Annotated in this window: 11 protein-coding genes and 1 riboswitch; of the genes, 10 read left to right on the top strand and 1 reads right to left on the bottom strand. The window is 32.0% G+C overall.

The window, feature by feature from the left end; translation table 11 throughout:
* The first annotated feature begins 48 nt into the window (after positions 1 to 48).
* Positions 49 to 226: riboswitch (Lysine riboswitch) on the top strand.
* Between the two features lie 153 nt (positions 227 to 379).
* The 5 genes from dapA to DWX29_RS07365 all read left to right on the top strand — a co-directional run bounded on the left by dapA (position 380) and on the right by DWX29_RS07365 (position 6,010).
* A complete protein-coding gene (gene dapA / locus DWX29_RS07385; RefSeq protein ID WP_117910664.1) occupies positions 380 to 1,264 on the top strand; it encodes a 4-hydroxy-tetrahydrodipicolinate synthase in 885 nt (294 codons plus the stop codon).
* A 21-nt stretch (positions 1,265 to 1,285) separates the two neighbouring features.
* Positions 1,286 to 2,041, top strand: coding sequence for a 4-hydroxy-tetrahydrodipicolinate reductase (dapB, locus tag DWX29_RS07380; protein ID WP_118565521.1), 756 nt, complete (start codon positions 1,286 to 1,288; stop codon positions 2,039 to 2,041).
* Positions 2,042 to 2,285: 244 nt separating this feature from the next.
* The gene (locus tag DWX29_RS07375) at positions 2,286 to 2,636 is read left to right on the top strand and encodes a hypothetical protein (RefSeq protein ID WP_117910666.1); all 351 of its coding nucleotides are present in this window, start codon (positions 2,286 to 2,288) and stop codon (positions 2,634 to 2,636) included.
* A 65-nt stretch (positions 2,637 to 2,701) separates the two neighbouring features.
* Complete coding sequence (locus tag DWX29_RS07370; RefSeq protein ID WP_117910667.1) at positions 2,702 to 3,475, top strand: N-acetylmuramoyl-L-alanine amidase; 774 nt, start codon at positions 2,702 to 2,704, stop codon at positions 3,473 to 3,475.
* Between the two features lie 447 nt (positions 3,476 to 3,922).
* Positions 3,923 to 6,010: an NAD(+) synthase gene (locus tag DWX29_RS07365; protein ID WP_118565520.1), complete on the top strand. Its 2,088-nt coding sequence runs from the start codon at positions 3,923 to 3,925 to the stop codon at positions 6,008 to 6,010.
* A gap of 236 nt (positions 6,011 to 6,246) precedes the next feature.
* Here the strand turns inward: DWX29_RS07365 and DWX29_RS07360 are convergent, their stop codons facing one another.
* Positions 6,247 to 6,675: a hypothetical protein gene (locus tag DWX29_RS07360; protein WP_022088178.1), complete on the bottom strand. Its 429-nt coding sequence runs from the start codon at positions 6,673 to 6,675 to the stop codon at positions 6,247 to 6,249.
* Positions 6,676 to 6,851: 176 nt separating this feature from the next.
* Here DWX29_RS07360 and DWX29_RS07355 point away from each other — a divergent pair, with 176 nt between their 5' ends.
* From DWX29_RS07355 to DWX29_RS07335, 5 genes are read left to right on the top strand one after another with little or no spacing between them, the layout of a single operon-like run.
* On the top strand, positions 6,852 to 10,283 hold the full coding sequence (locus DWX29_RS07355) for a PD-(D/E)XK nuclease family protein (protein ID WP_158574517.1): 3,432 nt from the start codon (positions 6,852 to 6,854) through the stop codon (positions 10,281 to 10,283).
* Between the two features lie 2 nt (positions 10,284 to 10,285).
* Positions 10,286 to 13,957 (top strand): helicase-exonuclease AddAB subunit AddA, encoded by a 3,672-nt coding sequence (gene addA / locus DWX29_RS07350; RefSeq protein WP_118565518.1) that lies wholly within the window; start codon positions 10,286 to 10,288, stop codon positions 13,955 to 13,957.
* The gene (locus DWX29_RS07345; protein WP_118565517.1) at positions 13,957 to 14,967 is read left to right on the top strand and encodes a S66 peptidase family protein; all 1,011 of its coding nucleotides are present in this window, start codon (positions 13,957 to 13,959) and stop codon (positions 14,965 to 14,967) included. The genes addA and DWX29_RS07345 overlap by 1 nt, the downstream gene beginning before the upstream one ends.
* Complete coding sequence (locus tag DWX29_RS07340; RefSeq protein ID WP_022088174.1) at positions 14,960 to 15,688, top strand: ATP-binding cassette domain-containing protein; 729 nt, start codon at positions 14,960 to 14,962, stop codon at positions 15,686 to 15,688. Before DWX29_RS07345 ends, DWX29_RS07340 begins: the two co-directional genes overlap by 8 nt.
* A gap of 11 nt (positions 15,689 to 15,699) precedes the next feature.
* Positions 15,700 to 16,617 carry a SufD family Fe-S cluster assembly protein gene (locus tag DWX29_RS07335; protein ID WP_117910672.1) on the top strand — a complete coding sequence of 306 codons (918 nt, stop codon included), beginning with the start codon at positions 15,700 to 15,702 and terminating at the stop codon, positions 16,615 to 16,617.
* Positions 16,618 to 16,888 lie beyond the last annotated feature (271 nt).

Genomic DNA, 16,888 nt, shown 5'->3' with positions numbered 1-16,888 from the left:
AGGTGAATTAGGTTGACTTATATAATGTGGAGTGCTATTATTGTTTTAAATGATAGTAGAGGTTGCGCTACTTATTAGTAAACTGTATGATGTCCCGGAGGCAGATGATTACAGAGGAAAGGATGTGGCGCCGAAAGGATTCATTCCGGAGATGAATTCTTGGGTATATGGTTAAGAGCCATATAACTGTCATTAGGAAGTACCCTGATGGAGAGCTACTTATAAGCATCGAAGCGATACTTTTAGGGAGCACACCACGTGGTCCCTTTTATTACGCATGTAACTATTAAATTTATTTTACAAAAGATAGTTACGGAGAGATTGTATATAAATAAGTGGTGTAAATAATGGGATTAAGATTATGAAGGAGGACATTAAAATGTCAATTTTTACAGGTGCAGGTGTAGCAATTATCACACCTATGAATGAAGATGGTTCAATTAATTATGATGAATTAGGACGAATAATTGAAAATCAGATTGCCGGAGGCACAGATGCAATTATTATTTGTGGAACAACAGGTGAATCTTCAACAATGAATGATGAAGAACATATTAAATGCATTAAATATGCAGTAGATAAGACAGCTAAGCGTATTCCTGTAATTGCAGGAACAGGTTCTAACTGTACAAGAGAAGCAGTCAACCTTGCTAAACAGGCACAGGAAGTTGGTGCAGACGGATTATTATGTGTTACGCCATATTATAATAAAGCTACTCAGGGTGGATTATATCAGTATTATAAGGATATTTCAGACGCAGTAAATATTCCTATTATTATGTATAATGTACCATCAAGAACAGGAACAAACATTCTTCCTGAAACAGCAGTTAAGATTGCAAAAGAAGTAAAGAATGTAGTTGCAATTAAAGAAGCATCAGGAAATATTTCACAGGTAGCTAAGTTAGCATCACTTGCAGATGGATGTCTTGATATCTATTCAGGAAATGACGACCAGGTTCTTCCATTGTTATCATTAGGCGGAAAGGGTGTTATTTCAGTTTGGTCAAATGTAGCACCTGCTAAAGTTCATGATATGGTAGCATCATATATGGATGGAGATATTGAAAAGGCACAGAAGATTCAGTTAGAAGCAATTGAATTAATTGATGCATTATTCTGTGAAGTTAATCCAATCCCTGTAAAAGCAGCAATGAATATGTTAGGATATAAGGCCGGTTCACTTAGAGCTCCTTTAACAGAAATGACAGATGCTAACAAAGAAAGATTAAGAAAAGCAATGGAGAATTACGGAATTTTATAAAGCTTTCATACGGAGGTAAGGATGACAAACATAATTATGAATGGCTGTAACGGTAGAATGGGAAGAATGATTACTGATATAGCTAATAAAGATACAGACGTACAGATTGTCGCAGGAATTGATGCTTATGACAAAGTGGCAAATGATTATCCTGTTTTCACAAATATTTTTGACTGTAATGTTGATGCAGATGTAATTATTGATTTTTCAACAGCTAGTGCAATAGATGATTTATTAAAGTATGCAGTAGAAAAGAAAATTCCGGTTGTTTTGTGCACAACAGGTCTTACATCAGAACAGTTATATAATGTTCAGAAGGCAAGTGAAAAAGTTGCTATTTTAAAATCAGCAAATATGTCTTTAGGAATTAACACATTAATGAAGATTTTAAAAGTTGCAACAGAAGTGTTAGCCAACAGAGGATATGATATTGAAATAGTGGAAAAGCATCATAATCAGAAATTAGATGCTCCAAGCGGAACAGCATTAGCACTTGCAGATTGTATTAATCAGGTTTTAAACAACGAATATGATTATACATATGATAGAAGCAGCAGAAGAGAAAAGAGACCTGAAAAGGAAATTGGAATCTCAGCAGTAAGAGGTGGAACAATTGTAGGTGAACATGAAGTTATATATGCAGGAATTGATGAAGTAATTGAAATTAAGCATACAGCTTACTCAAGAGCAGTATTTGCAAAAGGTGCTGTTGATGCAGCTAAATATCTTGCTTCTAAAGAAACAGGAATGTATAACATGGCTGATGTATTAAATTAAATCGAATAAAGTTATGTATAAAAGAATGGAAAATGAAAGTTAAAGTTACTTTGCTAATGCTAAGAACTATGAACTATGAACTTTCGAAATCATGCCATTTTAATATTTTAAAAATAGAAATGATTTTTGCCGAACTCAATTTATATTGATTTCAAATTAAATTATTTCTATTTTTTTATATATTTTTATAATTTTTGTAAAAGTGTTCATAATAAATGATGTAAAAACTTTTATGGAGGTTATTATGAACAATATTAAAAAATACTTAGTAGCATTTGTAATGATGCTTTCAATGGTTGGATTTGTAGGCTGTGGAAATAATGATGCAGCAAACGATGAAATGAATGAATCAATGAATGAAACTGTAGAAACAACAAATGAAATGACAACAGAGACTACAACAAATAGAACAGACAGAAACGAAACAACAAGAAGATCAGGAAACGTAAATAGTTCAACTGATACAAATGGTGACGGAGTTGCAGATGATGTAGTGGATGATGTTATCGATGGTGTTGAAGATGCAGGAGATGACATCATAAACGGTGCAAGAGATAATCAGAACAATAACGAAACAAATGTAAACAAAAAATAAAATATAGGTATTTTTGGTAAGCCATAAGCATACTATATGATAACGAATTTGTTATTAAGGTGTTTATGGCTTATAAAATTATGTTGGACCCGGGACATGGTGGAACAGACCCCGGGGCCGTTTATGAAGGCAGACAGGAGAAAGATGATGCGTTACGACTTGCTACAGCGGTAGGGGAGATTTTAAGAAATAATGGATATGATGTAGAATTTACAAGAACATCAGATGTCTATGATACCCCATTTGAAAAAGCAACTAAGGCAAATAATACAGGAGCAGATTTATTTGTATCATTTCATAGAAATTCTGCGCCTACAGCAAATCAGTATAGTGGAGTGCAGAGTTTAGTATATGATGACAGTGGCTTAAAATCACAACTTGCCAGAAATATTAATGCAAATCTTACAAAGATAGGATTTGAAGATAAAGGAGTCGTTGAAAGACCTAATTTAGTAGTTTTAAAAAGAACAAAGATGCCGGCAGTATTAATAGAAGCAGGCTTCATTAATTCAGATAGTGATAATAAATTATTTGATGAAAAATTCTATGAAATAGCAAATGCAATAGCATGTGCAATAATGGAAACTCTTGAAAATTATGATACGAAGGATGCTGATGGAAACACATATACAGTACAGGTTGGTGCATTTAGAAACAGACAGTTAGCAAATAATATGGCGTATAAATTAAGACAACAGGGGTATCCGGCAGATGTCATATTTGAGAACGGATTGTATAAGGTACAGGTTGGAGTGTTTGATGATATTGATAATGCTGCGATGATGGAAATGAATTTAAGAAATGTAGGATATAACACATTTATTCCAAGAAGATATTAATATAGAGATGTTGGGGTCAAAAGTTTTCGACTTTTTTCCTGACGGATGCGATGCTCGGTTAATATATAGAGTTATTATGAATAGTTTTAAGACTTCTATATTTAATTTTTCATTTAAATAATAACTTATGGAAACGCTCTGATATCAAAAAATAAATTTGATATTAGGCGTTTCTTGTTCTGTTATTTATGACAAAATCATGAATATAACATAAAAAGCATTACGTTGAATGTATATTAAAAAATAGGTATACATTAAGATTATAAAAAATAGGTATATAATTAATTAAAATTGGACATTCATTAAATGTATATCATAAAAAGCAATATAAAAAGAGACAATTTACGTGAAATGTTGACAATAAATTTGACAATGGGGTATCATTAGAGGTAAGCGTGTATTAAAATATTAATTCACGAATATATAACACAGGAGATATGGATTGACATGAATAACGGATTTATAAAGGTTGCGTGCGCAACTCCTAAAATTAAAGTAGGAGATTGTGAATATAACGCTAAAGAGATATGTAAATTAATTGATGAAGTTTATGATAATGGAGCACAGTTTGTTGTATTCCCTGAATTATGTATTACGGGATATACATGCAGCGATTTGTTCTGGCAGCAGCACATGCTAAAAAATGCAAAGAAAAAGTTGGTGGCAATAGCAAAACATTGTGAAGATAAAGAAATTGTAGCTATAGTCGGACTCCCATTGGTATATAATGGCAAGTTATACAATGTTGCGGCAGTTGTTTATGATGGAGAGATACTTGGAATTGTACCTAAGTCATATATACCTAATTATTCCGAGTTTTATGAAGCAAGACATTTTGTATCAGGAAAAGGTGTTGAAGGATATGTTTCATTTGAAGTTACTAAGGATGAATGGAGTTTAGAAGAAAACTGCAAAGAAGGTTTTGATTATAAAATATATATGACAGAGAATGGCAAAGTTGATTTTAAACATAATCAGGATGACTTTGATGAAGACGACTGGGAAGATGATGAAGAAGATGATGAAGAAGATGATGAAGATTGGGATGATGATTATGATGATGAAATCCCATTTGGAACAAACATACTTTTTGACTGTGTAAATATAGAAAACTTTAAATTTGCAATAGAGATATGTGAAGATTTATGGGTGCCAAATCCACCTAGCACAAATTATGCTATGGCAGGAGCAACAGTTATAGCTAATCTTTCAGCAAGTGATGAAGTAACAGGAAAAGATAATTATCGTAAAAATCTTGTGGCAGGACAGTCAGCAAGAACAATATCAGCTTATTTGTATGCTGATGCAGGAGAGGGGGAATCTTCTACTGATTTAGTATTTGCGGCACATAATATGATAGCTGAAAATGGAACAATCTTAGCAGAGGCAAAAAGATTTACAAATGAAACAGTATATGCTGAGATAGATTTGGAAAAATTGGCTGCAGAAAGACAAAGAATGAATACATTTACAGCAGTTAGTGACGACGATTATGAAATATGTGAAATTGATTTAGAATTAGAAGAATTTGAACTTTCAAGAGAAATTGATAATACACCATTTGTACCAAAGGATGAAGAAAAGAGAAATAAGAGATGTGAAGAAATTCTTACAATTCAGACAATGGGACTTAAGAAACGTTTAGAACATACTAATTGTAAAAATGCAGTTATAGGAATATCAGGTGGACTTGATTCCACATTGGCACTGCTTGTTACCGTAAGGGCATTTGATGCACTTAATATTGACAGAAGCAACATAATTGCAGTTACAATGCCGGGATTTGGTACAACTGACAGAACATATAATAATGCAGTTACACTTGTAAAAGAACTTGGATGTGAACTAAAAGAAGTAAATATTGCTGATGCAGTAACACTTCATTTAAAACAGTTAGGACATAGTATAGATAATCACGACATTACTTATGAAAATGCACAGGCAAGACAAAGAACTTATTTGCTTATGGATTTTGCAAATGAATATAATGGAATGGTTATTGGAACAGGAGATATGTCGGAACTTGCATTAGGATGGGCTACTTATAATGGAGACCATATGTCTATGTATGGTGTAAATGCGGGAGTCCCGAAAACGTTGGTAAGACATTTAGTTCATTATTTTGCAGACACATGTGGAGTAAAGAAATTAGCAGACATTTTATTTGATGTGCTAGATACACCTGTAAGTCCTGAATTACTGCCACCTACTAAGAATGGAAAAATAGCACAGAAAACAGAGGATGTAGTTGGACCATATGAATTGCATGACTTTTTCTTATATTATATTTTAAGATTTGGATTTGAACCTAAGAAGGTATTATATTTAGCTGAACACGCATTTGATGGAAAATATGATAAAGAAACTATTTTGAAATGGTTAAAGACATTTTACAGAAGATTCTTTTCGCAGCAGTTTAAACGTTCATGCCTTCCTGACGGACCAAAGGTAGGAAGCGTTGCGGTTTCACCTAGAGGAGATTTGAGAATGCCAAGTGATGCAGTAGTACGTGAGTGGTTAGAAGAATTAGAGTAATTATAGCAAATAATATGTATGCGAAATTATTTGTACATGAATAATTTCCATAAAATAAAATTTTGTATATTAATAATAGAAATAGGATGGAACATAATTGTCTCATCCTATTTTTTATAATTTATTATGCTGATATTTTTATAAATAAGAGTGATATCAGCTTTGCAAAAGTGTTGTTGCAAATTAACTTTAAAGATTTGCAAATTAAAACCTGACACAAAAATATTTTATTGAAATTATTTGGCCGAATTAATTGTATCGCATATTGCATTATATAATACAGAATATGTATATTGGCTTTCGGGATTGTAAGATACGTTTTCTAATGACTGAGTTGATACAATCTGGTTAGCAATATCCTCAAAAGCAGGTTTCACTAAAGGATACATTGTAGCTACGGAATCGTCAATATTTTCAATTGTAATGGAATTTATGTGGTTATCATCTAAAACTACCTGAATTTCCATAGGATTTCCGTTTAACGTGATATAAGAGGAATAAACACCGGCCTTATAAGTGCAATCACTTGCAGGAGCCGAAGTAGTGGTGTCTTTTCTAAACATTAAAACTAAGGTTATTATTAAGGCTATTCCAAGGACAATTAATATAAATGTATATATAAGTTCTTTAAGATGAAAAACCATAAATTTAGGACTTTTACTCATGATGTGTGACCTCCGAAAACTGTATAGGTTTTTATAATTAAATCTATGAGCAAAAACATAAAAGTATGATGAAAAAACAGCAAAAATTATATATAATAATTTAAGAATGCCAGGGTCAAAAGGTGGGAACTTTTGCCCAGGCATCATTTAAGGAAATATAAAGAATGGAGACGGATATGTCATTAACATTTATTGTAGGAAGTGCAGGTTCAGGTAAGTCACATTTATTATATGAAAGACTTACAAATAACGCTTCAAAATATGAAAATAGAAATGAAGATTATATAGCTTTGGTTCCTGAACAGTATTCAATGGAAGCACAGAGAGAAATTTTGCTTGCTTCAGATAGACACGGAAGTTTTAACACTGAGGTAGTAAGTTTTCAGAGACTTGCAGTTGGTATATTTGAAGAACTTGGAATGACAGATATTAAGGTTATGGACGATTTGGGAAAAACTCTCGTTGTCCGTAAAGTATTAGAAAATTGCAAAAAAGACCTTAAGTATTATCATAACAAAGCAAATATGCCGGGATTTGTGGATAGAGCAAAAACTTTAATAACCGAATTAAAGCAATATAATTATAGAACACAAGATTTGGAAAAGATGATTGATGATGTAAAAGGTCATAACATTTTAAGAAATAAATTAATTGATACTAAAACGATTGCGGAAGAATTTGACAATTACATAAATGAAAAAATGATTACGATGGAAGAAGTGTTGAGCATTTTTTGTAATGTAATGGAAAAGTCAGAAAAAATAAGAAAAACACATATTTATATTGACGGTTTTACAGGGTTTACACCTATTCAGTATATGGTTTTAGAAAAATTAATAAAATATGCAAGAGAAGTTACTGTCGCAATAACTCTTCCTGAAAATGAAGCTGATTTTAACGGATATAATGACAGAGAATTATTTGCACTCAGCAAAGAAACAATTGTAAAGTTAAGAGAATTGGCAATAAGAAATAGTGTCGAAATCGAAAATACGGTTATTGTAAATAAAGGAAAAAGACCGATACGAATTGCTGATAATGATGAACTTTGTTATTTAGAAGAAAATATATTTAGAAATAGAGTTTTAAAACCTTATGATAAAGAATGCAAAAATTTAGAAATGCATGTAACATCTAATCCAAAAGAAGAGGCAAGATGGATTGCAAATGAAATTTCTAAGTTGATGATTACAGGAAATTATAAATATAAAGATATCGCTGTAGTAGTTTCTGATATGGAAGGATATTATAGATTTATTCAGGATGAATTTAGAAAATCAGGCATTCCGAATTTTATAGATTATAAGAGAGATATATCTAAAAATCCTTTTATTGACGGTATAGTAGCTGCAATTGAAGTGGTTGAGAAAGATTTTTCATATGAAAGTTTATTTAGGTTTTTAAAATTAGGAATTACGGATATTGACAGAGAAGATATTGATATAATTGAAAATTATGTAATTCAGTCAGGAAGAAGAGGATTTAACAGTTACAACAGAAAATGGGAAAAGCAGTATAAAAATATCAGCGAAGAAGAATTTGAAAATATTAATTTGATAAGAGAAAAAATCATAGAAATGTTTTCTGATTTGAGAAACGGCTTAAAGCTAAAAAACGTAGATATAACTGATTTTACAAAGTGCATTTACAAATTTATTTTAGATAATGACTGGCAGCTTAAGATACAAAAACATAAAGTGGAATGTGATGAAGCAGGCAGACTGGATGAAGCAAAAGAATACGAACAGATTTATGAAACCATTATAAAAATGCTTAATAAGCTTGTGGAATTTTTAGGTGATGAAATTGTGTCGGTAAAAGAGTTCAGACAGATTGTTGAATCCGGATTTGCAAGTCAGAAAGTTGGAATAATTCCTCCCGGTCTTGATACGGTAATGGTTGGTGATTTGGAAAGAACAAGATTAAAAGATATTAAGAAAATTATCTTTTTTGCAGGAGTAAATGATGGACTTGTGCCTTCTGCAAATAGTGGTAGCGGAATAATTACGGATATGGAAAGAGAATTTTTGCGCTCAGCTAATTATGTATTAGCGCCAACAGCTAAAGAAAATATATATATTGAAAGACTTTATTTGTATGCATTATTTGCAAAGCCTACAGGTAAAATCTACTTTTCATATAGCACATCAGGCACGGATGGTGAAGTTTTAAGAAAATCATATATTCTGTCTCTAATAAAAAGAATGTTTCCATCAATAAAAGAAATAAAGGAAAGTAGTAAGGAAAATGTTCCGGGTGATATTACAAATATAACAGAGGCATTAGAATTTATAACAAACAGAATGCAGGAAAATAAGAGCCTTGATGGAGATAATGAGACAAAGCAGATGATTGCAAATCTTGTTAAGAACAGGGAAGTAGAAAATGCTGTAAAGATGATAATAGAAGGAATATATTATACATCAAGACATCCAAAATTACTGCCGGAAATTGCAAGAGGACTGTATGGCAACAGACACAACATTGGTATTACAAGACTTGAAAGATATGCTGCATGTGCATATTCACAGTTTTTGGCTAATGGTCTTAAACTTTCAGAAAGACGAAAATTTGAAATAGCTGCATATGATATTGGTAATTTATATCATTATTCATTAGAGTTGTTTTGCAGAAAATTAAGAAATAAAAATTTGAATTGGAGAAATTTAACAGACGAAGATATACAAAAATTAGTTGAAGAATGCGTAAATATCGTATTTGAGGAATACGAAAATAATGCTATTTCAAGTGATGCAAGAAATAAATATATTGCAAATAAAATTTTAAAAACAACTATAAATACTACAGAAATATTAAAAAGTCATATCAATGCAGGAAAGTTTGAACCGGTTTATTATGAGTCAGTAGTTGAACATGGAAAAGTAGACAGAGTGGACTTATACGAGGATCCTGACGATGGGAAAGTGTATGTGAAAATTATTGATTATAAATCAGGGTCAAAGAAATTTGAAATCAGTTCTACATTTTTCGGCACACAGATGCAGCTTCTTATTTATTTAGGAGATGTAATAAAAAGAGAACAGGAAAAATATAAGGACAAACAGGTTTTGCCGGCAGGAGCATTTTATTATGAAATTAAAGACCCTTATACTAATGGACTGACAAAAACAGAAAAAAATAAAATTATGAACGATGGTTCATTGACAAAGGAAGAACTAAAAGAAAGACTTGCCTGTGAAATCAATAAGAAAAGATTTAAAGAGTATAAGATGTCAGGTATTTTTACAGACGATATCAACGTGTTAAAAAATATAGATGAAAATATGGAAAAATCTTCGGATATTATTCCTGTGAGAATTAAAAGAGATGAAAGTTATTACGCAGATGTAATGGCGATTGATAATAAGCATTTTGGTGAACTTATTAATTATGTTTCAGATATGGCAGATAAGTTTAAAGAAGAAATTTGCGAGGGAAATATTGATGTTAATCCTATAGAAAAGGCATGTACATATTGCCCATATGCAGGTATGTGTAGTTTTGATGTAAATGCAGGAGATAAGTATACGGAGGTTCCCGGATATAAATTGCCTGAAGTAATTTCTAAGTTAGATGAGATGTATGAAGATTCGGAAGGAGAAAAATAAATATGCCAAATTGGACTCCAAAACAAAAAGAAGTAATAGATGCAAGAGACCAAAACATATTAGTATCTGCGGCAGCCGGTTCGGGAAAAACCGCAGTTTTGGTAGAGCGAATTATAAATTTATTGACAGATGAAAATAATCCGGTAGATATCGATAATCTTTTAGTCGTTACATTTACAAAGGCAGCAGCTTCTGAGATGAAGGAAAGAGTAAGAAATGCATTGGATGATATTATTACTAATCATCCTGAAAATGAACACATACAAAAACAGATTAATTTGATAAATACGGCACAGATTACAACGATTGATAGTTTTTGCTCGTTTGTTGTGAGAGAAAATTTTGAAAAAATAGATTTAGATCCTGATTATAAAATCGGAGATGAAGGTGAAATTGAACTTTTAAAAGCAGATGTTTTAGATGAAATCATTACAAACAGATATGAAGAGGCTGAACCTGAATTTATGAAATTTATCGAGCAGTATAAAGCGTCTAAGGCAGATGACAGTGTTACAAACCTGATAATGGAACTTTACACTGCATCTGAAAGTCATGTAAATCCTGAAAAATGGGTTAAGTCATGTATTGATAATTATATTGTTTCAGATGAAGAAGATTTAAATAGCAAGTCGTGGATGGTAAAAAATATTAATGACATTAAAAATATTATGCCTGACATATGTAAAAAACTTGAAAATGCCATAAATATATGCGAACAACCGGGCGGCCCTGAAAATTATACAAAAGTTCTAACTGATATGTATGGAACGTGTCAGCTTGCAATGGATAAGCAATCTTATAGAGCGTTAAAAAATTCATTAGGAGAGTATAAGATACCTAGACTTCCAAATAAATCAGGTGGTGAAAATTCTGAAAAGGCTGAAAGAGTTAAGGCAATAAAAAACGAAGTAGGAAATAAAATAAAAAACATAGTCGATGATTATTTGTCATACGATATTGATGAAATTTTAGAAGAAATAAATGTAATGAAGGATCAGGTCCGGGTTATAATTGATCTTACGTTAGAATTTATGAATAGGCTAAAAGAGGTAAAGCAAGAAAATTCCATAATGGATTTTTCAGATTTAGAACATTATGCATTAAATATTTTAACATGTGAAAATGAAAATGGAGAAATCATTCCGTCAGATGTGGCTATAAGCATGTCAAAACAATATAAAGAAATAATGATTGATGAATATCAGGATAGTAATACAGTTCAGGAAGCAATACTTACAAGCATTTCAAATGGATTTGGAATAAATAATGTTTTTATGGTAGGAGATGTTAAGCAGAGTATTTACAGATTCAGACTGGCTAATCCAAATTTATTTTTAGAAAAATATGATACTTACAGTGAAGAAACGGATGTATCAAAGCGTAAAATAATTCTTGATAAAAACTTTAGAAGCCGAAAAGAGGTCATTGATAGTGTAAACTATATATTTGATACAATCATGTGCAGACATACAGGTGGAATTGAATATATAGACAACAACAGATTAGTATGCGGTGCATCTTTTAAAGAACTGCCTGATATACAGGATAATGCAACAGATATTGTTTTAATCGAAGGGGACAAAGAATATGAAATAGAACAAATCGCAAAGAAGATTAAAAAGATTGTAGACCCTGATTTTGGAATGAAGGTTCAGGATAAAGATGGAAATTTAAGAAATGCAAAGTATAGTGATATAGTTATTCTTTTAAGAGGTATAAAAGGAATTTCAAGTCAGTATGTTGATGTTTTAGAAAAATATGGAATACCGGCATACACTGAAACAAAAACGGGATTTTATGATGCAAAAGAAGTATTAACAGTACTAAATTTCTTAAATGTCTTAGATAATCCAAGACAGGATATTCCACTTGCAGGCATAATGCTATCACAAATGTTTAATTTTTCTGAAAGTGAATTGGCACAAATCCGCATTAATGATGAAGAAAGCGGTTTATATGATGAATTAAAGTCATACTTATATGATGGAGATGACGAGAAACTTGTTGATAAGATTACAAATTTTATGAATATTATTAATAACTTGAGAAAAGAAATTCCGTATATAACAGTATATGATCTTATTGATAAAGTACTTAAAATAAACGGATATGATAATTATATTATGGCACTTCCTTCAGGATTAAGAAGAATAAAAAATATTGAGCAATTGAAAGAAAAGGCAGTTGCTTATGAAAATTCCAGTTATACAGGACTTTTTAATTTTATCAGATACATTGAGAAAGTTAAGGTTGTAAGAGAAGAAGGAGAAGCTTTGTCAGTAGATGAAAGTGATAATATTGTAAGAATAATGTCAATTCATAAAAGCAAAGGATTACAGTTTCCTATAGTATTTTTAGCAAATGCTACATCAAAATTCAGACCTGAAAAAGATGCAATTGCAATCCATGAAGAGTATGGAATCGGAATGGATTATGTTAATCATGAGTTGAAAATAAAAGATAGTTCACTTGTAAAAACTGTTATAAGAAACGCAATCACAAAAGAAAATAAAGCTGAATTACTTCGACTTTTATATGTTGCAATGACTAGAGCACAGGAAAAACTTATTATAACCGGTTCAGTAAAAGAAATTGAAAAAGAAGTTGAAAAAATTAACGGATACAGGAGAAATCCATATTTACAGGCAACAGGAAGTGAAATAACAGACATTAACAATTTTATGGACTGGATTTTGCTTGCTACGTCAAGAAATAAAGGCGCAGATGAATTATTGAAGCACAATGATAGTTTTACAGAGGCACAAAATGAAGAATTGTACAATATTGATGCAAGTGTAAACATAACAGCAATTTGTGGTGAAACAGAAGATGATAAACTAAAAGAGTATATTGAGTTAAATGATGATAATACTAAGAAACAGGAATTGCTTCAAATTGATGGTAAAAAAACATATGATAAGATAACAGAGGAGATTCTTAATAAAAACTTAAATTGGGAGTATCCGTATTATGAGGATGTAAATATAAGTGCAAAGGCAAGTGTTACTGAAATCAAGAGACAGGTATTACATGAATATGATGAGCAGCAGGATGGTACGGAAATATTTAAAGAAGAATTGACTGATATAATTCCTGATTTTGCAAAAACAGATGAACAACTTCATGAAAAGTTGACAGGTGCGAACAGAGGAACTGCATATCATAGAATATTTGAACTTATGGATTTAAATTTGTCGGAATATACTGAAGAGTCTGTTAATGAAATGATTGATGGTTATGTAGAAAATGGTCTGATAGATAAGGCAGGAGCAGATTGTGTAAACGCAAATGATGTGATTGCTTTTAGTAAAACGGACTTATTTGAAAGAATGCGACAGGCACAGTCGAGAGGAGAGCTGTTTAGAGAACAGAAATTTCTTCTTGGAAAGAAGGCTTGTGAAGTGAATCCAAATACCGATTCAGAGGAACTTGTTGTAATTCAGGGAATTATTGACGTATGTTTTATTGAAAATGGAAGGTATTATGTAGTAGACTATAAAACTGACAAAGTAAGAAAAATGGAACAATTGTATGATAAATACAGTGTTCAGTTAGATTACTATAAAGAAGCAATTGAGCAGATTACAGGTAAAAAAGTTGAAGATGAAATAATATACTCTGTAACGCTTGGCGATGAAATAAGTTTTACTGAGCATAGACAAAGGAGACAATAATGATTTTTCCAAAGTATATAAAGAAAAATGACATTATAGCTGTTACGGCCCCGTCAAATGGAATAACAGATGAAATTAAAATAAAAAGATTTAACAAAGGGGTAGAGCAACTTAAAAACAGAGGATATAATGTTGAATTTACTGACAGTGTTTTTAAGGCTGATAAAAGAGGCGTAAGCAATACTGCAAAAATTAGAGCAGAAGAATTTAACAGATTATTTGATAAAAATGAAGTCTCAGGAATATTTTGTGCCGCAGGTGGGGATTATTTAATGGAGATGCTTGAATATGTGGATTTTGAAAAAATTAAGGCAAATCCAAAATGGGTTCAGGGATATTCAGATAATACAGGATTAGTATTTCCCATTATGACAAAATGTGATGTGGCATCTGTTTATGGATGTAATTTTGGAGATTTTGGCATGAACCCATGGCAAACGGCTGTAAGCAATGCATTAGGTGTGTTAGAGGGAAATGTAAGAATTCAGAAATCATTTGACTATTATGAATCCGACCGCCATGAATATCAAACAGGTTTTGAGGGATACTATAAAGATAAAGAAGTATGCTGGATAAACGGACGTGGTGAAGAGAAGATTGAAATGTCAGGAAGATTAATAGGTGGATGCCTTGATGTTATCTGCTTTTTAATCGGAACAAAGTATGACGGAACAGAAGAATTTATTCATAAATATAAAGATGATGGTATTATATGGTTCTTAGAAAGCTTTGATTTTAGTGATACTACGTTAATAACACATTTATGGCAAATGAAGCAGATGGGATATTTCAAACATGTAAATGGATTTGTATTTGGAAGACCATTGATGTATAATACGTGGATAGAACAGCCATATAACGAGGCAGTTATGTCTATATTAGGTGATTTAGATGTTCCGATTATTTTTGATGCAGATATCGGACACAAAGGACCTCAGTTCTCAATGATAAACGGGGCAATTGCGAAAGTCAGCAGTGCCAATGGAAAAGGAGTTATACAATATGCTTGAGTTAAGAGACGTTAAGTTTAGCGTAAATGATGAAAATGGCAGTGTGAAAAATATAATAAACGGCATCAGTATGAATATTGATGAAAGCAAATTTGTAGCCATTACAGGACCAAATGGAAGTGGAAAGTCTACTTTGGCAAAATTAATCGTAGGAATTAATCAGCCAACAGAAGGAAGGATTTTATATAATGGCACAGATATTACAAATATGTCTATTACGGAAAGGGCAAAATTGGGAATTAGTTTTGCGTTCCAGCAACCTGTAAGATTTAAAGGAATCACAGTTATTGACTTACTTAGAATAGCGGCAGGAAAGCAGCTTACAATTAGTGAAGCCTGCGAATATCTTTCAGAAGTAGGACTTTGCGCAAGAGACTATATTAACCGTGAAGTGGATGCAAGTCTTTCAGGTGGTGAGTTAAAGAGAATAGAAATAGCGACAATTATTGCAAGAGGAACAGAACTTTCAGTATTTGATGAACCAGAGGCAGGAATTGATTTGTGGAGTTTTAACAGCCTTATTAAAGTATTTGAAAAAATGCAGAAAAATAATAAAAACTCAATTTTAATTATTTCTCATCAGGAAAGAATTCTTGATATTGCAGATGAAATTGTTTTGTTAGCAGACGGAGTTATCAAGGCACACGGAAGTAAAGAAGAAATTCTTCCGATGGTTCTTGGAGCAGAAAATAATGGCCCATGTGCCAAATTACAGTCATAAGGAGGAAAATCATGGACAAAATTCAGATGGAATTATTTGAACAGCTTACTGGATTACATGAAATTCCGGCAGGCGCATACAACATAAGGGCGAACAGTAAAAAAGACAGCAGAAATACAACTGCAAATATTGATATTGTAACAAAAGAAGATAAAGACGGCATTGACATTTATGTTAAACCGGGAACAAAAAATGAAAGCGTTCATATTCCGGTTGTTATTAGTAAGACAGGATTAGAAGAATGTGTATACAATGACTTCCATATTGGCGAAGGAGCAGATGTGCTTATCGTTGCAGGATGTGGAATACATAATGGCGGTGATAAAAAGTCACGTCATGATGGAATACACACGTTCTATATTGGAAAAAATGCCAGAGTAAAATATGTTGAAAAACATTATGGAAAAGGTGATGGCAACGGTGAAAATGTAATGAATCCTACTACAATTGTGAACATTGAAGAAGGTGGTTATATGGAAATGGAAACAGTTCAGATTAAAGGAATTGATTCAACAAACCGTATCACCGAAGCTAAATTAGACAAAGATGCAAAGATTGTTATTACAGAAAGAATTATGACGCATGGAAATCAGTTTGCAGAAACTCATTTCAATGTAGATATGAATGGAGATGGTTCAAGTGCAAATGTTATTTCACGTTCAGTTGCAAAAGGAAATTCAAAACAGGCATTTTATTCTGTAATTAACGGAAATGCAAAATGCACAGGACATTCAGAGTGTGACGCTATTATAATGGATAATGCTAAGATTACAGCTTTACCTGAAATTACAGCTAATGACTTAGATGCATCATTAATTCATGAAGCCGCTATTGGTAAAATTGCAGGCGAACAGTTAATCAAGTTACAGACATTAGGCCTTAGCGAAGAAGAAGCAGAAGAACAGATTGTTAATGGATTTCTTAAGTAATATGTTTATATGATTGGTAGGATTGCGGAAGTGCGTAGCACGGAACAATCCGTAGGCATCAAGGTTTTGATCTTTTGCTCCAACATCTTTTTATAGCACAAATAATTGCGCATAAATAACTTCGACATAATAAATATGCTAGTAACAATGATACTCTCTTTGCCGGATAAAACGGCAGAGGGAGTATTTTTATGTAGGACAAGTTTATGTTTATAGAACCAAATTAAAAAAATAAAGTTAAAAAGCAAATAAATACGAATCAAAAGACAAA

It is taken from the genome of Eubacterium sp. AF19-12LB (genome assembly GCF_003479125.1).
GTDB classification, from domain to species: Bacteria; Bacillota; Clostridia; order Lachnospirales; family Lachnospiraceae; genus Eubacterium_U; species Eubacterium_U album.
Note: the sequence above shows the minus strand (reverse complement) of the source record. Positions and strands in the feature narration are given on the sequence as shown.